Origin of the sequence: Vreelandella aquamarina, assembly GCF_020075495.1 — a bacterium.
GTDB classification, from domain to species: domain Bacteria; phylum Pseudomonadota; class Gammaproteobacteria; order Pseudomonadales; family Halomonadaceae; genus Vreelandella; species Vreelandella aquamarina_A.
Genome location: NZ_JABYQT010000003.1, coordinates 399,810 through 422,920 on the forward strand (window position 1 = coordinate 399,810; position 23,111 = coordinate 422,920).

Genomic DNA, 23,111 nt, shown 5'->3' on the forward strand with positions numbered 1-23,111 from the left:
GAGGGTAGCACCATGGAATTTCTCTCGTTCCTCGATCTCTCTTTTTTCCTGCTCGTCGGATTCGGTACCCTGGTCGGTATCATCTTTGGCGCCATTCCCGGCATGACGGCGACCATGGCCGTAGCCGTGTGCCTGCCGTTGACCTACGCGCTGGGCTTGAATCACGGGCTTGCGCTACTGCTTGGCCTCTACGTCGGCGGCATCTCCGGCGGCATGGTGCCGGCTGTGCTCCTGAACATACCCGGCACGCCTTCCTCGATCACCACCACCTTCGATGGCTACCCCATGGCCCAGAAGGGCGAGGGCGAAAAAGCGCTGCGTATCTGTGTCATCGCCTCGCTGGTGGGCGGGCTGGTCAGTGCGGCCGTTCTCTTTCTGTTCGCGCCGCTGCTGGCGGATTTTTCGATCAAGTTCTCCTACGTGGAGAAGTTTCTGATCATCCTGCTGGCGCTCTCCGTCATCGCGTCGCTTTCCAATAGCATGCTGATCGGTATTTTCAGCGGCGTGATCGGCGTCTGGCTGAGTCTGATCGGTGATTACAGTATTTCCGACGGCGGCAATGGCCATACCCGTCTGATGTTCGATTTCATGGAGCCGTACCTGTTCGAGGGCTTCTCGCTGCTGCCCGTGCTGATCGGTATTTTCGGTATATCCACCATCCTGCTCGAGGCTGAAAAAGGCGTTAAGCGCGATGTTGCCGGGGAGCGCGTCAAGATCGGCAAGGAGAGCGCCTTTTCGTTTTCGATCTTCAAGGGCAGCTTCACCAACCTCACGCGCTCTTCGTTCATTGGCACCTTCGTTGGCATGCTGCCGGGCGTGGGGGGGAGTGCGGCCTCGGTACTCGCCTATACCCAGGAGAAAAACCTTGCAAAGGACTCCTCGCAAATGGGCAAGGGCGCCCCGCAGGGCTTGATCTCCTCGGAGTCGGCCAACAACGCGTTGACCGGCGGCGCCTTGATTCCGCTTCTGTCGCTGGGTATTCCAGGCGACTCCACCACCGCCGTACTGATCGGCGCCTTCACGCTGCAGGGCATTCAGGTCGGGCCGCTGTTCATTCCGGAAAACCACGACACCTGGTACGTCATGATGACGGCGCTGGTGCTGGCCAACTTCGTGATGTTCGTGCTGATGTTCTTTGCCATCAAGCACATCGCCAAGGTGGTCATGGTGCCCAAGCATATCCTGTACCCGCTGATTGTGATGATGTGCGTGGTCGGGGCGTACGCGATCAACTACGGCATCATGTTCGACGTCTGGACGCTTCTGATCTTCGGGGTATTGGGCTATCTGATTCAAAAGATCGGGCTCGAGGTCGCGCCGCTGATCATCGGGTTCATTCTCGGAAGCCAGGCAGAAGTCTACTTCGTCAAGAGTCTCGAATCCTTCGGTACCTATAGCATTTTCTTCACCAAGAGCCCGATCGCGCTGGTGCTCTGGGCACTGATCGCCGCCTCCGTGGTGTTTGCCATCGCGATGGGGTTCAAGTCACGGGCGCGTCAGAAGATGGAGCTGAGTCAAATGCACGACCCTTCGCACACCGCCTCAGGAAAGCACCATGACTCACGTAACGACTAATTCCCGCGTCATTCAGGTACACCCGAGCGACAACGTCGCCATCGTGATCGAGCACGGCGGCCTCGAGGCGGGTGTGACGATCAACGACGAATGCACCACGACGATGCCGATTCCTCAGGGGCACAAGGTGGCGCTAAAGCCGATCGCAGAAAACGATTCGATCGTTCGCTACGGCGAGGTGATCGGTACGGCACTGGTGGCGATCGAGCGGGGCGCGCACGTCAACGAAAACAACGTGCAACTCCCGACCGCCCCGGCGCTTGAAGAACTGCCGCTGGCGACACGTCAGCCGCCGGAGCAAGCGCCGCTCGAAGGCTATACGTTTGAAGGCTTTCGCAATCCGGACGGCAGCGTCGGTACGAAAAACGTGTTGGGTATCACCACCAGCGTTCAATGCGTGGCCGGTACCGTGGAGTACGTGGTCGGGCGTATCAAGCGTGAGCTGTTGCCGCGGTTTCCCAATGTCGATGACGTGGTCGGCCTCAACCATAGCTACGGCTGCGGCGTGGCGATCAACGCGCCGGCGGCGGTCGTGCCGATTCGCACGCTCAAGAACATCGCGCTCAACCCGAACTTCGGCAACGAGATCATGGTGATCGGCCTGGGCTGCGAGAAGCTGCAGCCATCGACGCTGCTCGAAGACCGCCCGGTGAAGATCTACGAGAACACCGAGGCCGCCGACCCGGACGCCAACGTGTTGAGCCTGCAAGACGAGAGCTTCGAAGGCTTTGGTGACATGGTCGAGGGCATTCTCGCCATGGCCGAGCGTCATCTCGAGCGCTTGAACCAGCGCCAGCGCGAAACCTGCCCGGCCTCAGAGCTCGTGGTCGGTATGCAGTGTGGCGGCAGCGATGCTTTCTCGGGCGTCACGGCCAACCCGGCGGTGGGGTTTGCCACCGATCTGATCGTGCGCGCCGGCGGCAGCGTCATGTTCTCCGAAGTCACCGAGGTGCGCGATGCGATCCACCTGCTGACCCCGCGAGCCATCGACCGCGAGGTAGGCCAGGCACTGATCGATCAGATGGCCTGGTACGACGACTACCTGATGCAAGGGCAGGCCGACCGCAGTGCCAACCCGTCGCCAGGCAACAAGAAGGGTGGGTTGAGCAACGTCGTCGAAAAGGCGCTGGGGTCGGTCATCAAGTCGGGCAACTCGCCGATCGTCGATGTCATCGGCCCGGGCGAGCGGCTGCGACGCAAGGGGCTGACCTTCGCAGCCACGCCCGCGAGCGACTTCATTTGCGGCACGCTGCAGCTGGCTGCCGGCATGAACCTTCAGGTGTTCACCACCGGGCGCGGCACGCCTTATGGCCTTGCGATGGTGCCCGTGCTCAAGGTGGCGACCAACTCCTACCTGGCGAAGCGCTGGCACGACATCATCGACCTGGATGCCGGGCGTATCGCTACCGGCGAGGCCAGCATCGAAGGTCTTGGCTGGGAGCTTTTCCACCTGATCCTCGATATCGCCAGCGGTCGCAAGCAGGCATCTGCCGACCGGTTGGGTATTCATAACGATCTGGTGCTGTTCAACCCGGCACCCGTGACCTAGCGCCTTTTTATCGTTTCATCTGGTTTTTAAACAAAGAGAGTCAATCGCCATGTTCCCCAAGATTACCTCCATGAAAGTCGTTCCCGTTGCCGGCTACGATGGTTTTCTGCTCAACCTGAGCGGCGGCCACGCGCCCTGGTTCATTCGCTGCGTCGTCATTCTCGAAGACGACGCAGGTAACAAGGGAGTGGGGGAGATCCCGTCGAGCGAAGGCATTCTCAAGGGGCTGGAGCAGTGCCGCGGCATCGTCGAAGGCTCGACCGTCAACGCCTTCAAACAGACGCTGAACAGCGCGCGCGTGGCGCTTTCGAAAAACGGCCGCGAAGAGCGCGGCCGGCAAACGTTTGATCTTCGCGTGGCGGTTCACGTCATCACCGGGATCGAGTCGGCGCTTCTGGATCTATACGGCCAGGCCGTGGGACTTCCGGTGGCGGATCTGCTGGGTCAGTACGGCCGCCAGCGCGATGAAGTAGAGGCGCTGGGCTACCTGTTCCTGCTTGGCGACCCGGGCAAGACCGACCTGCCTTACCCGAAAGCGACCGACCCCAAGGATGCCTGGGACGAAGTGCGCTATCAGGAGGCGCTGACGCCGGATGCGGTCGCCAACCTGGCCAAGGCAGCTTATGAGCGTTACGGCTTCAAGGACTTCAAACTCAAGGGCGGGGTGCTGCGCGGCGAGGAAGAGGCGGACTGCATTCGCGCGCTGCACGAGGCCTTCCCCGAGGCGCGTTTGACGCTGGACCCCAACGGCGCCTGGAAGCTCGACGAAGCCGTGCGCGTACTCGACCCGATCAAGAACCTCTTGAGCTACGCCGAGGACCCCTGCGGCCAGGAGGAGAGCTACTCCGGGCGCGAAACCATGGCCGAGTTCAAGAAGCGCACCGGCCTACCTACCGCGACCAACATGATCGCGACGGATTTCAAACAGCTGCAGTACGCCGCCCAGCTCAACGCGGTGGATATTCCGCTGGCCGACTGCCACTTCTGGACCATGCAGGGAGCGGTCATGGTCGGTGAGCTTTGCAACGAGTGGGGCATGACCTGGGGGTCGCACAGCAACAACCACTTCGATATCTCGCTTGCCATGATGACCCACGTGGCCGCGGCTTGCCCGGGGGAGATCACCGCGATCGATACCCACTGGATCTGGCAGGACGGTCAGCGCATCACCAGGGAGCCGTTCCTGATTCGTGACGGTAAGCTGAAAGTACCGTCCACGCCGGGACTCGGCGTCGAGCTCGATGAAGAGAAGCTGATGGAGGCGCACCGCCTCTACAAGTCCCTGGACGTGACCCAGCGTAACGACGCGATGGCGATGCAGTATCTGGTACCCGGGTGGGAGTTCGATCCCAAGCGCCCGGCGCTGGCGCGTTAAGCCTACCCATTATTCCCTCCTTCACTGGCAAGGACGTCGAGTTCGAATGTTCTCGAGTCCTTGCCTGTCGTTTGAAGCTTTCATGAATATGTCGGCTTTTAATTAGCCTTCTGCCTTTTAAGCTTTTAATACAAAAGCTTAAAAAAGCGATTGTTCAAAACGTATGGACCTTTGTCGTATGTTCAATCCAGGCGGTGACGGCTAATTTAAAGATGTATGACGAAATACATATGACTTTTTACTCTCTTGGAAAGAGCGGTTCTGAATAGCCATCAACCAATCAGGGCAATAACAATGAAAAAGGTCAACAAGCTGTTCGTGGGCGCCACGTCGATTTCCCTTCTGCTGGCGGGTAACATCGCCCTGGCCCAGGAGTTCAGAGGCCCTGTCCGGATCGTCGTGCCGTTTGCTCCAGGCGGTACCTCCGACATTCTGGCGCGCTACATCGCACCGGAGCTTTCCGATGCCATCGGCCAGCCCGTCATCGTGGAAAACAAGGCGGGGGCGGGTGGTAATATCGGCGCGGATTTCGTCGCCAAGGCCGACCCTAACGGCCATACGCTGCTACTTTCCGACCTCACCGCGCTTCTGGCTGCGCCAAGCGTGCTGCCGAGCGTGGCCTACGATATCGAAAGCGATCTCGATCCGGTCACGATGGTGTCCTACTCGCCCTACGTGCTGGGGGTGTCGAATCGCAACGAATTCGAGAGCTTCGATGAGCTGATCGAGTACTCGCGTGAGAATCCGGGCCTTTTGTCGGTCGCGACCTCCGGGGTGGGGGCCAATAATCACATTACCACCGAGCGCCTGATTCAGGACCAGGACGTGGACTGGACCGTCATCGCTTACCGTGGCGGCTCCGATGCCACCCGGGCCGTCGTTTCCGGCGAAAGCGACATGCTGCTCAACGGCACCACGGCCTCGTTGCCTTTCGTATTGAGCGGCCAGATGAACGCACTGGCCGTGACCGGCGAGGAGCGCCTCGATGAGCTGCCCGATGTGCCCACGTTCCGTGAACTGGGCCTGCCCGGCGAGCTCGATGGCACCTACCAGGGAATCCTGGTCACCGCTGGCAGCCCGCCCGAAGTCGTCGAGCGCCTGCAAACCGAGCTTGCCAGCATTCTGTCGACGGACGACATTCAGGCAAAAATCGCCGAGCAGGGCGGTCAGGCTCGTCCTTCCGCATCGCCGGATGAGCTGCGCGCGTGGATGACCGAACAGAAAAGCGAGCTGGCAAGCTTTATCGAAAGCGCCGGTATCAGCCAGTAACCTCGCAGCCGCCACTCCACCGTATGAGTCCAAAAGCAAGTCCCGCTTTTTTCAAGGCGGGACGTTCTCATTGACGATATGAGACAGACACCATGCACAGAATCATCAATCGAGACTTTCTGGCGGGGCTTTTATGCCTGGTCATCGCGGCGCTGGTGCTTTTGCAGGCGTACGCGTATGACATGGGCACCTTGAGGAACATGGGGCCTGGCTATCTACCGCGGTTTCTCGGTATTTCACTGGCGGGGCTGGGTGCGATCACCATGGTTTTCTCGGCCAAAACGGCGACCGCGTTTCCGGTGCTCAACTACCGGGCGCTGGTGTGCATTACGGTCGGCATCATCGCCTTTGCGCTGTTGATGCGCCCGGCCGGGCTGTTTCTGGCGACCATCGCCCTGGTCTATATCTGCGGGCTAAGTGAGCGTCGGTTCAGGCCCGTGAAGCTTGGCGCTCTGGCGTTGGCGTTGTGCGTGATGTCGTATCTCATCTTCATCCTGGGCCTCAACATGCCCATTCGCCTCTTTCCCTGGAGCTTCTAATGGAGATTCTCGATAACCTGGCGCTGGGCGTGTCGGTCGCGTTCACGATCGAAAATCTCATGTACTGCGCGTTGGGTGTGACGATCGGCATGCTCATCGGCGTGATTCCCGGCGTAGGGCACCTAGCCGCGATCTCCATGCTGCTGCCCTTGACCTACTACGTGCCGGCGACCACGGCGCTGGTCATGCTGGCCGGTATCTACTACGGCGCCCAGTACGGCGGGTCGACCGCGGCGATACTGTTGAACCTGCCCGGCACGCCCTCGTCATCGGTCGTGTGTCTCGACGGCTATCCGATGACGAAGCAGGGGCGTGCCGGCGTGGCGCTGTTCATGACCACGATTGCGTCGTTCGTGGGAAGCTTCATTACCGTGATCGTCCTGGCCGCCTTCGCGCCGCCGCTGGCGGATTTCGCGATCGCGTTCAATTCCGCCGACTATTTTTCCATGATGCTCCTGGGGCTCGTGGCCGCCGCCATACTCGTTCAGGGCAACCCGGCCAAGGGGCTGGCGGCCGTCGTGTTCGGGCTACTGCTGGGGATCGTGGGAACCGATGTCAGCACCGGGATACAGCGCTACACCTTCGGCTTAACGTTTCTCTACGATGGTCTCAACATCGTGGCGATCGCGATGGGCATATTTGGCGTCACCGAAGTGGTCGCCAACGTGGGCAAGGTGGTTCAGGTCAAGAATGATCAGAAGATCACGTTCAGGTCACTTTTGCCCACCAGGCGCGACTTGAAGGAGAGCATCTTCCCCATGCTGAGGGGAACGGGGATTGGAACCGGTATCGGTGTCTTGCCGGGGACAGGGACCTCGATTGGCTCGTTCATCGCCTATGCGGTCGAGAAGAAAGTCTCGAAAAATCCCGAAAAGTTCGGCAAGGGCGCCATCGAAGGCATCACTGCCCCCGAAAGCGCCAACAACGCCGCCGCGCAATCGGCGTTCATTCCGACCCTGACGCTCGGCATTCCCGGCGATGCGGTCATGGCGCTGATGCTGGGCGCGCTCTTGATCCACGGTATCACGCCGGGACCCAACGTGATTTCCGATAACCCGGATCTCTTCTGGGGGCTGGTCATCAGCTTTCTGATCGGTAACGTGATGCTGTTGATCCTCAATATTCCGATGGTGGGGCTCTGGGTGCGGCTGCTGAAGATTCCGTATCCGATTCTGTATCCGTCGATCATCCTGTTTATCGTGATCGGGGTTTACAGCATCAACTACTCCGACATGGATATCATGCTGGTAGCACTGTTTGGCGCCATCGGCTGCCTGTTTTTGCTGCTGGGCTTCGAGCCGGCGCCTTTACTCCTGGGGTTCATCCTGGGGCCCATGATGGAGGAGAACTTTCGCCGCGCCATGCTGCTCAGCCGGGGCGATTTGATGGTGTTTCTGGAACGGCCCGTGAGCGCCACCTTCTTCGCCATGATCGCGGCGCTGGTCGTGTGGTCGATCTATTCGGCGATCAGGAAAAAGCGGGTAGCGGTAGCAAAGGAGTTTTGATGAAAGCGCCGCAACGATTCTGATTTGATCGCCGGTCGAATCAATTATCAGGTTGGCTGCATCGATCTCTCGTATATATGCGAGAGGCCGTTTCAGAAGCGCGTTCTTGCTTAGCCTAAAGTCTAGAAGCGCCTTTGTATGATGTATGACAATATCATCTGCATATCGCGAGTATCGCTGTCATTCAGTATTCACTCTCGTATGCCGCTGCCAGTCACGATGGTCCGTTAATCGAACAAGAGGAATTCAAGATGAACTTTTCCAAACAAGAGCTCAAGGCGTCCATTACCGATGGACTGCTGTCGTTTCCCGTTACCGATTTCGATGCCAACGGCAAGTTCGATGCCGAAAGCTATCGCAAGCGCTTGCTTTGGTTGAAAGAGTACGAAGTCTCCGCGCTGTTCGTCGCGGGCGGCACGGGTGAGTTTTTCAACCTGACGCTGGAAGAGTTCCGTAACATCGTGAAGGTCGCGGTCGACACCATCGGCGGTCACGTGCCCATCATCGCCAGCGCCGGTCAGAGCGCCGAGCTTGCCAGGGAGCACGCCCGCATCGCTCAGGAAGAGGGCGCCGACGGTATCCTCTTGATGCCTCCCTACCTGACCGAGTGCTCGCAAGAAGGCATCGTCGAGTACGCGGCCAGCGTCTGCCAGTCCACCGATCTGGGCATCATCTACTACAACCGTGCCAACGGTTATCTCAATGTCGACGCGGTCAAATCACTTGCCGATCGTTGCGACAACCTGATCGGCCTGAAGGATGGCAAGGGCGATATGCAGTCGCTCAATATCACCATCAAGACTCTGGGTGACCGTCTTGGCTACGTCGGTGGTGTACCGACCGCCGAAATCATCGCCGAAGCTTACCTGGCGATCGGGGTCAGCACCTACTCTTCTGCGGTCTTCAACTTCGTGCCCGACATGGCGGTCAAGTTTTACAAGGCGCTTCGTCAGGGCGACAGCGAGTTCGTTGGCAAGGCCACTCGTGAGTTCTTCATTCCCTTTGTAACGCTGCGCGACACGACCCCCGGCTACGCGGTGAGCCTGGTCAAGGCCGGCGCCGACATCGTGGGCTATCCTGGCGGCAGCGTGCGCGCGCCCTTGACCATGCCCACCAGCGAGCAGATGAACCAGCTGAAACAACTGGTCGAGAACGCCAAGTCGTTGTAAGCGCTTTAAAGCACCTTGCCGGGTAAGGCCTTTCGTTCGGCGTTGCCCGGCGCGTGAACATGATGGTCTATGCGTCGATAGACTGATGGAGAAGTGTATGCCAAGTCCCAACACGCCCACTATTACTGACATGCGCGTCATTCCCGTTGCCGGGCGTGACAGCATGTTGCTCAATATCGGTGGCGCCCATTCGCCCTATTTCACCCGTAATCTGGTCATTTTGAAGGACAGCGCGGGTAATACTGGCGTTGGTGAGGCGCCCGGTGGCGACACCATTCTAACGTCGCTCGAGCAGGCGCGCGAGCTGGTCGTGGGGCAGTCCATCGGCAAGCTTCGTTCGGTAGTGGGTTCGTTGAGTCGTGCAGGCCAGAGTGCAGACTTCGAGGATTTCGGTAAGGGGTCCTGGACGTTCGAGCTGCGGGTCAACGCCGTGGCCGCGCTCGAGGCGGCGCTTCTCGATCTGATGGGCAAGTTTCTGGGGGTGCCCGTTGCCGATCTTCTGGGCGATGGCAAACAGCGCGATAGCGTCGAGGTGCTTGGCTATCTCTTCTTCATCGGTGACGGGCATCAAACGCCGCTGGATTTCCGGCGCGGCACCGACGGCCTGAGCCATGAGTGGTATCGCCAGCGCGATGAGGCGGCCATGACGCCGCAGCGTGTCGTCGAGCTTGCCCAGGCGGCCCACGACCGTTACGGCTTCAAGGATTTCAAGCTCAAGGGTGGGGCGCTTCCCGGCGAGCAGGAGATCGAGGCGGTCACGGCGCTTCACAACGCCTTTCCCGAGGCGCGTACCACGATCGACCCCAACGGTGCCTGGTCGCTTCAGGAGGCCATCCGCCTGTGCAAGGATTTGCACGGTGTGATCGCCTATGCCGAAGACCCGTGCGGTGCAGAGCAGGGCTTTTCCGGCCGCGAGATCCTGGCCGAGTTCCGTCACGCCACCGGTTTGCCGGTCGCCACCAACATGGTCGCGACCAACTGGCGCGAAATGGCGCACTCGCTGATGCTGCGCTCGGTCGACATTCCGCTGGCCGACCCGCACTTCTGGACGCTTTCGGGGGCGGTTCGCGTATCACAGCTTTGCCAGGATCACGGCATGACCTGGGGCTCCCACTCCAACAACCATTTCGATATTTCGCTTGCCATGTTCGCGCACGTCGGTGCCGCCGCGGTAGGGCGCACGACCGCGCTGGATACGCACTGGATCTGGCAGGAAGGCGATGCTCGCCTGACGCACAATCCGCCGGAAATCGTCGGTGGCAAGGTGGCGGTAACCGACGCCCCGGGGCTGGGTGTCGAGATCGATATGGCCGAAATCGAAAAGGCGCACGCGCTCTATCGCAGCTTGCCCGCTGGCGGGCGTAACGACGCGACCGCCATGCAGTATCTGATCGATGGCTGGACGTTCGATCCCAAGCGCCCCGCGCTGGTTCGCTAACCGGCGCTACGCCGGATATCGCCAATTCGATGTCCGGATTCCTGAACCCGAGTGTGAGGTACACGAACAATGAAAAAGCTACTAGGTGGTTTGACGCTTGCCATTGGCATGGTCGTCGCAGGCCAGGCAGCTGCCGATTACCCGACCAAGAATATCAGCATGATCGTTCCGTTCTCGGCCGGTGGGGGTAACGATACGTTCGTGCGCGCGCTTCAGCCGCTGGTCGAAGAGCAGCTGGATGGTACGCTGGTCATTCGTAACATCGCCGGCGGCGGTGGCGCGGTCGGTATGTCGCGCGCCGTTGCCTCGCCAGCCGATGGCTACACGCTGCTGGCGGCCAGCAACGCGATGCTGACCCTCGAGGCGATGGGTAACGTCGCGTTCACCCACGACGACTTCGATTTCATTGCTAAAATCGTCGAGGAGCCCTATCTGGTCGCCGTGAGTAGCGACAGCCCCTATCAGGATATCGAAAGCCTGATCGAAGCGGCGTCGTCCAACTCCATTCGTGTGGGGTCTTCCGGTGTCGGCTCTTCGGCTTACATCACGGCCAACGCCATTGCCAACCGTACCGGGGCGACCTTCAACCTGATTCCCTACCCGGGCGGGTCCGAGGCGATTTCCGCTGCCATGGGTGGTCACGTCGAAGCGGTCGTTCTGGGGGGCGCCGAACTTCGCTCGGCGCTCGATTCGGGCCGGTTGAACGCGCTTGCCACGACTTACGCCGAGCGTAGCGAAAACCTGCCGGATGTGCCGACGTTCCAGGAGTCCGGTTTTGATCTGACGCTGACCGTTTGGCGCGGCATCGTGGGTCCGAAAGGCCTGCCCGAGGAAGTAAAAGAGGCGTGGGTCGCCGCGATCCAGCAAATCGTCGAAGACGGCTCCTACGAGCAAACGGCGAACAATCTGGGAACGGAGCTGGCACCGCTTTATGGTGAAGAGCTCGATGCCTTCATCGACGAGTCGGCCGCGGTCATGCGTGAAGCGGCGGGTGATCTGGCCAAATAAGGGTGGTACGACGGCCCTGTCAGGCGCGGCGTGCCTGGCAGGGCCGTCATTCTCGGTGCTTCCATTTAGCTACAAACGTTACTAGGTACTGGTATGGAACGTGATATTGGAAAGCCTTTATTCAATCTTTTCCTGTTGATTGCTTCAGCAAGCGCGTTCGTAGCGGCTTCTGCATTACCCAACATCGAAATACCCGGCGATCTTTCCGCCGCCTTTTTTCCAAAACTGCTCTCGGGGCTCGTTTTCATACTGGCCATTCCATGCCTGATCAAGGATTTGCAGGAGTGGCGGCGTGCCGGTAGCGAGGGCAGTAAAGCGGCCGCCGTCAATCCGGTGCGCGGTATCGCTCAGTGGTGCTTCGCCATTGTCCTGCTCGTCGCTTATATCTACGCGTTCGAGCGCTTGGGGTATATCGCCAGCACGGCGCTCTTTACCTTTTTCTGTGTGATGGGGCTGGCGCTCATTAGTGGGGCGTGGTCGACTCTATCGGCCGCCCAGAAAGGGTTGTCTCTCCTGTTTGCGCTTGTTTTCTCGGTAGTGCTGGCGGGCGCCATTTTTTACGTGTTCACCGATCTCTTTCAAATTCCGCTCCCGACGTGACCGGACATCCTTGATTTGATATTCAGGAGGCTTACATGATTTCCGGTTATCTCGACGGCTTGGGAATGGTGCTACAGCTAAGTACCCTGTTGGCGATTGCCGGCGGCACGCTGTTAGGTATTGTCATGGGGTCGCTGCCGGGGTTGACCTCGGCAATGGCGATTGCGCTGCTCTTGCCCGTGACTTTCGGTATGCCCCCCGTGGCGGGTATCGGTATGCTGCTGGGCGCGCTGTGTGGCGCAGGTGCCAGTGGCTCGATCCCCGCCATTCTGTTGAACATTCCCGGCACGCCTTCGTCGGTGGCCACCACCTTCGATGGTTTTCCCATGGCGCAGAAAGGCGAGGCGGGACGCGCGCTCGGCCTTGCCATCGTTGCTTCTTTCTTCGGTGGCGTCGCTAGTATGGTGATCCTTAGCCTGCTCGCACCGCCGATTGCCGAATTTGCCCTGCGCTTCGGCCCGGCCGAATATTTCTCCCTGAGTATTTTCGGTCTGGTCATCATTGCCTCGGTGGCCGGCAAGTCGCTCATCAAGGGGCTCATCGCGGGTATCATCGGTTTTTTTATCTCGACGATCGGTACCGATCCGATCACGGGGGTCGACCGCTTTACGTTCAATGAGTTGTCGCTTTTGACCGGCGTCAATCTGTTGCCGGCGCTCATTGGGTTGTTTGCGGTGGCGCAAGTGCTCAAGGATACCTTCGAGTACGACCCGAGCGAGCGCATGCAGGAGAGCACCCATCGTATCGATATTGCTCGCCCGCGCTTTATCGAGACTCTCAGGCACTGGAAGGCCGTCGTGATCGGGGTGGTGTCGGGGTCGGTCGTGGGGCCCATTCCCGGCGCCGGGGGCAGTATTGCCTCGCTGGTCGCTTATGATCAAACGCGGCGCTTCTCCCGAACACCCGAAAAGTTCGGTAAAGGCCACGCCTCGGGTATCGTGTCCGTAGAGAGTGCCAATAACGCATTACTAGGCGGCGCGCTGATTCCCACGCTTGCCCTGGGGATTCCCGGCGAGGCGGCAACGGCCGTACTGCTGGGCGGCTTGATGATTCAGGGTATCACGCCCGGGCCTTTGCTCTTCGCCGATCAAAGCGGCACGGTCTACGGCATTTTTCTCGCCTACCTGATGGCGAACATCTTCATGCTCTTGATCATGTGCCTGGGTATCAAGTTGTTCATCCGTGTATTGATGGTGCCGAGAAAGCAGCTTCTAGCGGCCATTCTGGTGTTCTGCTTCATCGGCGTTTACGGGGTCGATGGGGATGTCTTCAACCTCTACCTGATGCTGGGCTTTGGTGTGTTGGGATATTTTCTCAACCGTTACAACTTTGGCACCGCCCCCGTCATTCTGGGTCTGATTCTGGGGCCGATCGCCGAGGCGAACCTGCGCCGGGGTCTGCAATCGTTTCAGGGCGACTGGACACCCTTTTTCACCCGACCGATCAGCGTAGCCTTTCTGGTGGTAGCCTTTGGGCTACTTGCATTGACTCTTTGGCAGAACTACCGCTCCAACCAGCAGCGCACGCCCGCCGATGAGGGCAGCGCTTAGGTCTCGTAAAGCCCCCCCGGTGGTGTGTTAACCTTTCTGGTGACATGCCATTGGTATCGAGTTCGACTTGTGTCCTCAAGGCGCAAGGGGGAGCGAAAGCTCGCAGGGGCTGCCTGCTTGAGGTCAGGTAGCCAGATAAACCACTCGCATCGCAGGAGGCAAGATGAATCTTACAGGTGAAATGCTCATTGGACAGAAAGCCGTCAAGGGCTCTCGTGACGCTGTTCAGGCTATCAACCCTGCTACCAACGAGCGTCTGGAACCCGCTTATGCTGGCGGAACACAGGCCGAGGTGGATCAGGCATGCCAGCTTGCGTGGGACGCTTTCGATACGTATCGCGAAACGTCACTTGAAGATCGCGCGGCGTTTCTCGAAACCATCGCCGATGAAATCGAAGCGCTGGGCGATGCGCTGATCGAACGTGCCGTCGCCGAATCAGGCCTGCCCCAGGCGCGTATTCAGGGCGAGCGTGGGCGTACCTGCGGCCAGCTTCGCATGTTCGCCAAGACCGTTCGCGCCGGCGAGTGGCTGGATGTGCGCATCGACCCGGCCATGCCGGATCGTCAGCCGATGCCGCGCGCCGATCTGCGTCAGCGCCACATCGCGCTGGGCCCGGTCGTGGTCTTCGGTGCCAGCAACTTTCCTCTGGCCTTCTCCGTTGCCGGTGGCGACACGGCGTCTGCGCTCGCCGCGGGCTGTCCGGTCATCGTCAAGGCGCACGCCGCTCACCCGGGTACCGGCGAGCTGGTCGGCCGCGCGATTCAGGCCGCGGTTAAAAAATGTGGCCTGCCGGAAGGCGTGTTCTCACTGATGTTCGGTTCGGGTCGCGAAGTCGGTACGGCGCTGGTCAAGGATGCGCGCATCAAGGCAGCGGGTTTCACCGGGTCGCGCAGCGGCGGTATGGCGCTCTGGAATGCCGCCCAGTCTCGCCCGGAACCGATCCCGTTCTACGCCGAAATGAGCTCGATCAACCCGGTTTTCCCGCTACCCGAAGCGCTCAAGACGCGCGGTGCCGAGATGGGCAAGGCCTTCGTTGGCTCGCTCAACATGGGCGCAGGCCAGTTCTGTACCAACCCGGGACTCGTGATTGCCATCAAGGGCGCAGGTCTGGATGCCTTCATCGAGGCGGCCGCCGACGCCGTCAAGCAGAGCCCGGCTCAAACCATGCTGACACCGGGAATTTTTGAGGCCTATGAAAGCGGCGTCAAGAATCTTCAGGAGAGCGGCAAGGCAAAAGAAGTGGCGCGTGGGCAAGTAGGCGAAACGCCGAACCAGTGCCAGACCGGTCTGTTCACGACCAGTGCGCAGGACTTCGTGAATAACGAAGCGTTGCAGGACGAAGTGTTTGGTTCCACGTCGCTGGTGATCGAGTGCGCCGACGAGAAAGAACTCAAGCAGGTCGCCGAGCACCTCGAAGGGCAGTTGACGGCCACTCTGCAGATGGACGATGCCGATCTGGAAGCGGCGCGTAACCTGCTGCCGACGCTCGAGCGCAAGGCAGGCCGTATTCTGATCAACGGCTGGCCGACAGGCGTTGAGGTCTGCGATGCCATGGTTCACGGCGGCCCGTTCCCGGCCACTTCCGATTCGCGCACGACGTCCGTAGGTACCGCAGCGATTTATCGTTTCTTGCGTCCGGTATGTTACCAGGACCTGCCCGAGGCGCTGCTTCCAAAGGCGATCAAGAACGATAATCCGCTGAAGCTGCGTCGTCTGGTCGATGGCAAGCGCGAGCAGTAAGCGGTTTGCGAAAACGGCATGACTGCTACAGAAGCCACCTACGGGTGGCTTTTTAGTGCTAGCGACGAAAGACGGATAGCAGCGTGCATGTCTAAAAACTAAATTTAAAATAATATGTATGATATTTGGGGTGATGCTATGGTTAAAGTCAATCATGCAACATTATGTAGGACCATCGAAAAAGCGTTTTTAAAGGCCGGCTTGAGCGAGGAGCGCGCCGGAACCTGCGCGCGTATTCATGCTGACAGTACGCGCGATGGTGTTCATTCTCATGGTATAGGAAGAGCCCCGAGGTTTATCGATTTCGTGAAACGAGGCTTCATCGATATTGAAGCTTTACCCACCCCTGTTCAGTCGTTAGGAGCTATTGAGGTTCTGGATGGCAATATGGGAATTGGCATCATTAATGCACTTCATGCCACGGAGCGTGCCATTGAGTTGGCGAGAGAGCATGGAATGGGGTTGGTGGCTTTGCGCAATACCACTCACTGGATGCGCGGGGGAAGCTATGGCTGGCATGCCGTAGAGCAAGGATTTGCTACTATAATGTGGACTAATACCGAATCGTGCATGCCGGCTTGGGGGGCTAGCTCTCAATCTATCGGAAACAATCCTCTGGTAATGGGCGTTCCTCATAGCGAGGGTCCGCTAGTGCTCGATATGGCGATGTCTCAGTTTTCTTACGGGAAGCTTCAGACCACCCTGTTGAAGGGGGAAAAGCTGCCGGTTGATGGCGGGTTCGATGAGCATGGAGAACTCAGTCGTGATCCAGCCGCTATCGCGGCTACTCGCCGTCTGTTGCCAGCCGGCTATTGGAAAGGTTCAGGGTTAGCCATACTACTGGATGCGCTGGCAGCACTACTGGCTCAGGGCCGCGCAAGTCATGAGATTGATAAGGTGCAACAAGGGAGCGGTGGCGGTAGCTGTCAAATCTTCATGGTATTTGATCCAAGGCAGCTCGGTGGTCAAGCAGCCTGCGATGCTATTGTCGAGGGAATCCAATCTCATCTTAAAGAAGCCAAACCCGCTGATCGGCATCGGACGGTTCGTTGGCCTGGAGAGTCGACGTTTCACGATCGTCGAAGTCCTCAGCCCATAAATATTGACGACGATCAATGGCAGGCAATTCTTGAACTTGCTAAATAGTTCTACCAGTGTAAATGTAATTGGTTTGATTAAATTGTTTGCATCAAGACCTTAAAAAGGTTTTACGTCTCAGGGCTGTCTGCGAATCCTTTGATTGACTTTGATTTTATGACGCTTGGGAATGCAAGGAATATATAAATATTGTTTTTTTTATGAATCGCTAGTGGGCTTGCAATCTTTACTTGTCGATATTGCAATCAATTTTATCGATAAGAATTTCATGTTTAATATTCATTAAGGGTTTTGGAATGACTACTCAAACGCCTCTGGAAATACCTTTTAAGATAAACAGGGTTTCTCAACCAGGTAGCTTGTCTGTACATGTGGCTGATCAACTTGAAACCTTGATTACTCAAGGTAATGTGGCCGTAGGTGATAAGCTCCCGACCGAGAACAGTCTTTGCGAATCTTTTGGCGTCAGCCGTACGGTCATACGTGAAGCGATTACGCACCTCAAATCATTGGGTTTGGTAGAGACACGTCGTGGAGTGGGAACGACAATTTTACGCGCCTCTAAAGTGGAAGCACGTCCGGCGGAACGAGTTAATCCCACAACTGTCGAGGACATTCTCTATCTTCTGGAGTTACGCCTAACATTGGAGCCAGCAGCAGCGGAGCTTGCTGCTTTGCGATATGATGCACAGGATAAAGAGAATCTGGAACTTCAGCATCAGAAATTCATAAAGGTTTATACAGCAAACGCCCAAGCAAGGGAGGAAGACTATTCTTTTCATTTCGCCATTGCACAAGCGACCAAGAACCCTTTTTTCAAATCATTCTACGAGCAGTGGAGCCATAACGTAATTCCTCGCGCTAAGCTGATGAGTAATGATATCAATCCACTTTCGTCTCAACGTTACTTGAAGCGGGTGCAGGAAGAGCATGCTGACATCCTTGTAGCCATCCTGGCAAGAGACGCAAATGCCGCCCGACAAAAGATGCACCAGCATCTTAGCCGGGCAAGGGATACCTACGCCCAATACCGCAATCAGACATAGCATATGTAATTTTTGGTGTCTTTTTAATGTTCACTCTGCCGTAAGGTCAAGGATGGCGCGGCAGGACCAATGCCTGATAGCTTTCAGCCAGGTGAGCAATTAACTGATTTATCTTCGTTTTAAACCAATAAGTAAATGACGTCACAATAAACGAAGAGGTAATGATGCTTGTGTTAACCTGAAAAACGTATACATGGGCTCATAATCGGGCTTTTATATACTCCTGTTGGCAATCACAAGACACTAACCCAAGGTTTAAAGTAAAGGCATCCTGTCAGCACAATCGGTATACCAAGCCACTCAAGCTCCTCACAATAATATACTAATGAAAAGAAGCTTAAGTTTATAATCAACCTAATATATTCGTTAAATAGCTAATAAACACGCTATTATAAATAAATTGCGCAATAAAGTTCTGCATTCTGTTGCCGTTTCCTCTAATCCTTCTAATCTGGATTAAGGAGGCGGTAAGCCAGCGTCAACGTGATTGCCAAGCGAGGAGTGCAGCTGTGCAGAAGATACAAGCCAATCTTTTTCCAAAACCTCTTGTCCGTGGCGCATGGGCCGCCATGCTACTGGGCGTATCCGGTGCCACGTATGCCGATGTACAGGCAGGCAGCGATGTCATCGAAGATGGCTACGAAAGCGAAGAGGCCAGACTGAAGGTCGTACGGGTGGTATCCGGTCTTGAACATCCCTGGGCCGTGGCCTGGCTCCCCGATGGCCGAATGCTGGTGACCGAGCGCCCGGGGCGCCTGCACCTGATCGATGACCAGGAGGTGATGGAGCTTGGCAATCTGCCCAATATCGCCAGCTCGGCCAACGATGAAACGCCGGTGGAGGGAGGCGGGCAGGGCGGGCTGCTTGATGTCGCCGTTCACCCTGACTACGAAGACAATGGCTGGATCTATTTCACCTTTTCAAGCCCGGGCGACCCGCGTGCATTCAGCACCTACGAGCCGGATTACGGCACGGGCCTTGCCGTGGGGCGGGCGCGCATCGATGTCGAAAACGGCGCCTTGAGCGATGTCGAAACGCTGTATACGCAGGTCCCGCGCACCCATCCAGGCGCGCACTACGGGTCGCGTATCGTATTTCCCGGCAATGGCGAGATCATCTTCCCCATTGGCGATAGAAACGTACAAAACCTGCCTCAGGATCTGACCAACCCGGGTGGCAAGATGATTCGGCTTCAGCAAGAGGGCGGCGCCCACCCTGACAATCCGTTTATCGGTATTGCGCCGGGCAATCTGCGCCCGGAAATTTTCTCCTACGGCCATCGCAACAACCAGGGGCTGACGCTTCACCCTGAAACCGGAGAGCTGTGGGCGGTGGACCATGGCCCCAACGGCGGCGACCTGCTTTATCATGTAGAGGCGGGGAATAACCACGGCTGGCCCATGATTGCCTTTGGCACGGAATACACTACCGATGCCCATATCGGCCTGGGTACCGAGGCGCCCGGTATAACGCCGCCTGTCCATGTCTGGGAAGAGAGCATTGCTCCTTCGGGCATGGCGTTTTATACCGGCAACGGCGTGGCTCAATGGCAGAACAACCTGTTCGTGGGGTCCCTCAAGCGTGAGCAACTGCACCGCCTGGTACTTGACGGTGACAGCGTCACCCACGAAGAAATGCTGCTGACAGATACCATCGGGCGCATTCGCGATGTGCGACAAGGCCCCGATGGCTTTCTCTATCTAGTCACGGATGAAGAGGATGGCGGTGTCTATCGGCTGGAGCCAGATGATGCCTGAATGCGTCGGGGCATGCGTTGTAGCAAGAAGGGCGCCCGTGGGCGTCCTTCTGCTTTTAAACCCGATACGTGTATGGGCGGCGTGCCAGTGAGAGCAGCTGCTAGGCAGTACTTGTGTGCTGATCGATCAAGAGCCCGCAGGAAGGCGCTGCCCAGTGGGTACTGGCGGTAAACACTACATCGCACACCACCGGCGAGTGGCAGCGGCGCACTTCATCATCGATACGTGCGCGCAGCGCGTCCTGGCGCTTGAGCGAATCGCAGGCGCTGCCCTCGGGCATTACCGCGTGCACCATGACATACAGAAGCCGGCCAGGGCGCACCATGCGTACCCGCACTTCAAGGGTATGCGTGTCGGCCAGCGCCTGCTTGATGGCTTCGCGGACGGGCACCGCGATGGCTTCTTCGGGCGTCTTGTTGAGCAGCTCTTTCAGCGCCTGAGAGGCCATGCGCACGGGAACACCCAGGCACAGCAGGACCACCGCGACCACCAGCATCGAGTCGATATAGGGTACCAGCGAAACGAAGTTCAGCTTCTCAAAGAGCATGACCAGGCAGAAGGCGACAAGCACGGCGGCGGAAATAAGGCTGTTGACCATCCAGTTGAGCCTGTCGGCGGCTACCAGGGGGCTTTGCACATAGCGCTGGCTGCGATGCATCACCCAGGCGGTGAGCGAGCAGGCAAGTGTTGCAAACAGCGCATAGATCACCGCTACGCCAGCGGCAATCTCGCGACCGCCGGTAAGCAGGGCAACGATGGCGTCCACCAGAGCAAAGAGCGAGACCCCCAGAATCAAGAGTCCTTTACATAGATTGACCAGCGACTCGAAATAGCTGTAACCAAACGGGTAGGATTCGCTATCCGGGCGGCTCGCCAGCTTGCTGACCTTGATAGTCACCAACGCTACACTAAAGTATATAAGATTGAATAAACCATCCAGCAAGATGGCCTGGGAGTGGGAAGCGAGCGTCGCGATAATACCCGCACTGCCGATCATGAGCGCCATGAGGGCGGAAAAGGCCAGCGTACGTGTTTCTGTTTTCATGAAAGGTGGCTCCGCCGCCATTGGTCGAGCGCAAAAGCATAGCAATATTGACGACCCATTCACTAATGATAGTGGCGCCAACAAGGACGAACGGCGATGTATTCACGCAGAGATGAACGTAACCGCCACGGCAGGGATTTAACCTTTAGCCTGCTGACACCGGAAGATGCCTTCGAGCTGCTGGCATTCGAGACGGCAGAGCGGGCATGGTTCGAGCAGCATATCGAGGCGCGCAAGGAGCAGTTCTACTCTTCTCATGGTGTGTCCCAACACATCATCGACTGCCTGGCCCTGAACGCCCAGGGGCGTATGAGCCCGTTGCTGATTCGGCACAAGGGCGTATTGATCGGCCGGGCCAATCTGCGCGATATCGATGGTGAAAATGCCAGTATCGGCTATCGGTTGGCCGCGTGTGCCTGTGGGCAGGGGATCGCCCAGAAAGCGCTCAAGCATCTAATGAAAGAAGCTCGCTGCATGTATGGCCTGGAGACCCTGACGGCGGTCGTATCCGTGGAGAACCAGGCATCCAGAAGAGTGCTCGAAAAGGCGGGGTTTGATGCGGTGGACAAGCTTCCAGACCATGCTCGGGTCGCCGATAGGCGTCTGGACTGTCTGGTGTACCGCTGCGTATTGAGACAGGAAGTGGAGTGCGCATGATGCACGCCCAGGCCAGTCAAGCGGCCAGGTGAGTTTGGTACCTGCCGCTGTACTGTACTAACCTCAAGGCAGGTCATTGATAATCATTAAGCCAACAGGAGGGTTTAACGATGCCTATGCTGAGCGTCGGCACGGAGCAGGGTACGCCGGTAGAGCTTTATTACGAGGTCTATGGAGCAGGCAAGCCCGTGGTGCTGGTTCACGGCTGGCCGTTGAGCGGCCGTTCCTGGGAAAAGCAGGTACCTGCCCTGGTAAAAGCGGGCTACAAGGTCATTACCTATGATCGCCGCGGGTTTGGCTGGTCCACCCAGGCAGATGGCGGCTACGACTACGACACGCTGGCCGCCGATTTGAAAAAGCTGATCGATACGCTCGATCTTCACGATGCGACGCTGGTGGGCTTCTCCATGGGCGGCGGTGAAGTGGCACGCTACCTTGCAAGTTACGGCTCTAGCCGGGTTACCAAGGGCGTATTTGCTGCCGCCGTTCCGCCTTATCTCTACAAGGCAGACGATAACCCGGACGGGGGGCTGGATGACGACACCATCCAGGGTTTTCTGGCCGGCGTCAGCGGCGACCGTATTGCCTTTCTGGAAGACTTTACCAAGGATTTCTTCTCGACCGAGTCGCGTAGCGACCTGATCAGCGAGCCAAACCGGCGTTACCATCGCGATATTGCCGCTTTCGCTTCGCCCCTGGCCACCTACGAGTGCGTCAAGGCTTTCAGCTATACCGATTTCCGCGAAGACCTGCCCAAGATCGACGTGCCGACCCTGATTCTTCATGGCGATGGTGACAAGATCGTGCCGTTCGACGTCAGCGGCAAGCGCGCCGCCGAATTTTTGCCCAAGGCTCAGACGCATGTGATCGAGGGCGGCCCTCATGCGATCAACGCCACTCACGCCGAGGAGTTCAACCAGGCGCTGATCGATTTTCTCAAAGACTGATTGACCGATACCCTTGCAGTCGCGCCGCCCTTGGGCGGCGTTTTTTTAAGCCCGCACACAAGGCGTTACCGCGCGTTTCAGGGAGCAGATAGATGAGCGAAGCATCAATGATGAGAAAGATAATGGCCCCCACCGGCGTGCTGCGCGCTACCATCAATGTCGGCAATCCGATCCTGGCAGGGCTCGACGCCGAGCAGCAGCCATATGGGGTGTCGGTCGACTTGGCAAAACGGATTGCGCAGCGACTGGAAGTCGAACTCGAACTGCAGGTATACGCGTCCGCCGGCGAGGCCGTCGACGTCGTGAGCGGTGAAAAGGCCGACATGGGATTTTTTGCGCTCGACCCTAAGCGGGGCGAGAGCATCGAGTTTACGGCGCCCTATGTGCTGATCGAAGGCTACTATCTGGTGCGCGAGGAGTCGCCAATTACCGATCAAGAAGAGGTCGACCGCCCGGGGCAGCGCATCGTGGTGGGCAAGGGCAGCGCTTATGATCTCTACCTGAGCCGCACCATACAACACGCCGAGCTGGTGCGCGCACCCACGTCGCCAGAGGTGGTGGAGTTCTTCAGGGAACATCAGTTGGATATCGCCGCCGGCGTCAAGCAGCAGCTGGAGGCGGGCATCGAGACGTTTGGCGGTATGAGGCTGCTACCCGGTCACTTCATGACCATTCAGCAGGCCATGGGCGTGCCGAAGAACCGGCCACCGGAAGCAGCGGCGTTTCTCTCGGCATTCATTGAAGAGATGAAGGCCGAGGGCGAAGTGGCACGCCTGCTGGAGAAACACGCCATTCAGGGCGCATCGGTTGCCCCCGCCGCCTGATGGCAACGGGGCAAACCACCTACCCCACGATCCACACGGCGTCGCCCTTGAATTCAGCTCTCCAGGTACATAGCGTGACGCTGTCGTCTTCCACGCACTGGCCGTCCTCCAGGCGAAAGTGCTGTTTGTAGAGCGGAGAGGCCACCACGGCGGCGCCCTTTATATCGCCCACTATGCCGTGGGCAATCACGTTGGCATTGGAGAACGGGTCGTGGTGGTCGATGGCATACAGCTCGCGCGGGTAGCCCGGCAGGTAAAACAGCGCGATCTGCCTCGGGCCCTTGGGCGTTTCCAGCCAGGCGGCAACGCCGGAAAATGCGACCAGGTCGGCCTTGCGGCACAGTTTCTGGCTGGCCTGCTGGCCTTCGTGTGTGAAAGAGGAGTGTTTCATTGCGGTAGCGGTCATGAGGTGTCCTCAG

At 58.2% G+C, this 23,111-nt stretch carries 20 protein-coding genes; 18 read left to right on the forward strand and 2 right to left on the reverse strand.

From position 1 onward, the window contains the following. The first annotated feature begins 12 nt into the window (after positions 1 to 12). From HW452_RS07290 to HW452_RS07360, 15 genes are all read left to right on the forward strand, one after another. Entirely contained in the window at positions 13 to 1,575 is a 1,563-nt protein-coding gene (locus tag HW452_RS07290; protein ID WP_224105432.1) for a tripartite tricarboxylate transporter permease, read from the forward strand. Continuing rightward, entirely contained in the window at positions 1,556 to 3,124 is a 1,569-nt protein-coding gene (garD, locus tag HW452_RS07295) for a galactarate dehydratase (RefSeq protein WP_224105433.1), read from the forward strand. The genes HW452_RS07290 and garD overlap by 20 nt, the downstream gene beginning before the upstream one ends. 49 nt (positions 3,125 to 3,173) lie before the next feature. Beyond that, positions 3,174 to 4,499 carry a glucarate dehydratase family protein gene (locus HW452_RS07300; protein ID WP_224105434.1) on the forward strand — a complete coding sequence of 442 codons (1,326 nt, stop codon included), beginning with the start codon at positions 3,174 to 3,176 and terminating at the stop codon, positions 4,497 to 4,499. A 294-nt stretch (positions 4,500 to 4,793) separates the two neighbouring features. Then, positions 4,794 to 5,768, forward strand: a complete 975-nt coding sequence (locus HW452_RS07305; RefSeq protein ID WP_224105435.1) for a Bug family tripartite tricarboxylate transporter substrate binding protein — start codon at positions 4,794 to 4,796, stop codon at positions 5,766 to 5,768. A 92-nt stretch (positions 5,769 to 5,860) separates the two neighbouring features. Continuing rightward, positions 5,861 to 6,307, forward strand: coding sequence for a tripartite tricarboxylate transporter TctB family protein (locus HW452_RS07310; RefSeq protein ID WP_224105436.1), 447 nt, complete (start codon positions 5,861 to 5,863; stop codon positions 6,305 to 6,307). Next, a complete protein-coding gene (locus tag HW452_RS07315; RefSeq protein WP_224105437.1) occupies positions 6,307 to 7,812 on the forward strand; it encodes a tripartite tricarboxylate transporter permease in 1,506 nt (501 codons plus the stop codon). Before HW452_RS07310 ends, HW452_RS07315 begins: the two co-directional genes overlap by 1 nt. Before the next feature lie 251 nt (positions 7,813 to 8,063). After that, positions 8,064 to 8,981, forward strand: coding sequence for a 5-dehydro-4-deoxyglucarate dehydratase (kdgD, locus tag HW452_RS07320; protein WP_224105438.1), 918 nt, complete (start codon positions 8,064 to 8,066; stop codon positions 8,979 to 8,981). Positions 8,982 to 9,078: 97 nt separating this feature from the next. Further along, positions 9,079 to 10,419, forward strand: coding sequence for a glucarate dehydratase family protein (locus HW452_RS07325; RefSeq protein ID WP_224105439.1), 1,341 nt, complete (start codon positions 9,079 to 9,081; stop codon positions 10,417 to 10,419). 69 nt (positions 10,420 to 10,488) lie between these two features. Beyond that, entirely contained in the window at positions 10,489 to 11,427 is a 939-nt protein-coding gene (locus tag HW452_RS07330) for a tripartite tricarboxylate transporter substrate binding protein (RefSeq protein ID WP_224105440.1), read from the forward strand. A 93-nt stretch (positions 11,428 to 11,520) separates the two neighbouring features. After that, positions 11,521 to 12,027 carry a tripartite tricarboxylate transporter TctB family protein gene (locus HW452_RS07335; protein ID WP_224105441.1) on the forward strand — a complete coding sequence of 169 codons (507 nt, stop codon included), beginning with the start codon at positions 11,521 to 11,523 and terminating at the stop codon, positions 12,025 to 12,027. 35 nt (positions 12,028 to 12,062) lie between these two features. Next, positions 12,063 to 13,577, forward strand: a complete 1,515-nt coding sequence (locus HW452_RS07340) for a tripartite tricarboxylate transporter permease (protein WP_224105442.1) — start codon at positions 12,063 to 12,065, stop codon at positions 13,575 to 13,577. Positions 13,578 to 13,740: 163 nt separating this feature from the next. Next, a complete protein-coding gene (locus HW452_RS07345) occupies positions 13,741 to 15,318 on the forward strand; it encodes an aldehyde dehydrogenase (NADP(+)) (RefSeq protein ID WP_224105443.1) in 1,578 nt (525 codons plus the stop codon). Positions 15,319 to 15,456: 138 nt separating this feature from the next. Further along, complete coding sequence (yiaK, locus tag HW452_RS07350; protein ID WP_224105444.1) at positions 15,457 to 16,464, forward strand: 3-dehydro-L-gulonate 2-dehydrogenase; 1,008 nt, start codon at positions 15,457 to 15,459, stop codon at positions 16,462 to 16,464. 248 nt (positions 16,465 to 16,712) lie between these two features. Continuing rightward, positions 16,713 to 17,462, forward strand: a complete 750-nt coding sequence (locus HW452_RS07355) for a FadR/GntR family transcriptional regulator (protein ID WP_224105445.1) — start codon at positions 16,713 to 16,715, stop codon at positions 17,460 to 17,462. A 509-nt stretch (positions 17,463 to 17,971) separates the two neighbouring features. Continuing rightward, complete coding sequence (locus HW452_RS07360; protein WP_224105446.1) at positions 17,972 to 19,219, forward strand: PQQ-dependent sugar dehydrogenase; 1,248 nt, start codon at positions 17,972 to 17,974, stop codon at positions 19,217 to 19,219. A gap of 100 nt (positions 19,220 to 19,319) precedes the next feature. Here HW452_RS07360 and HW452_RS07365 read toward each other — a convergent pair whose 3' ends face one another. Then, positions 19,320 to 20,264 carry a cation diffusion facilitator family transporter gene (locus HW452_RS07365; RefSeq protein WP_224105447.1) on the reverse strand — a complete coding sequence of 315 codons (945 nt, stop codon included), beginning with the start codon at positions 20,262 to 20,264 and terminating at the stop codon, positions 19,320 to 19,322. Between the two features lie 96 nt (positions 20,265 to 20,360). Here HW452_RS07365 and HW452_RS07370 point away from each other — a divergent pair, with 96 nt between their 5' ends. The 3 genes from HW452_RS07370 (at position 20,361) to HW452_RS07380 (ending at position 22,692) form a co-directional block, all read left to right on the forward strand. Next, positions 20,361 to 20,921, forward strand: coding sequence for a GNAT family N-acetyltransferase (locus tag HW452_RS07370; protein WP_224105448.1), 561 nt, complete (start codon positions 20,361 to 20,363; stop codon positions 20,919 to 20,921). Between the two features lie 110 nt (positions 20,922 to 21,031). Beyond that, positions 21,032 to 21,868, forward strand: coding sequence for an alpha/beta fold hydrolase (locus HW452_RS07375; protein WP_224105449.1), 837 nt, complete (start codon positions 21,032 to 21,034; stop codon positions 21,866 to 21,868). A 92-nt stretch (positions 21,869 to 21,960) separates the two neighbouring features. Then, complete coding sequence (locus HW452_RS07380; protein WP_224105450.1) at positions 21,961 to 22,692, forward strand: ABC transporter substrate-binding protein; 732 nt, start codon at positions 21,961 to 21,963, stop codon at positions 22,690 to 22,692. 19 nt (positions 22,693 to 22,711) lie between these two features. Here HW452_RS07380 and nirD read toward each other — a convergent pair whose 3' ends face one another. Beyond that, a complete protein-coding gene (gene nirD, locus HW452_RS07385) occupies positions 22,712 to 23,098 on the reverse strand; it encodes a nitrite reductase small subunit NirD (protein WP_224105451.1) in 387 nt (128 codons plus the stop codon). Between the last annotated feature and the right edge of the window lie 13 nt (positions 23,099 to 23,111).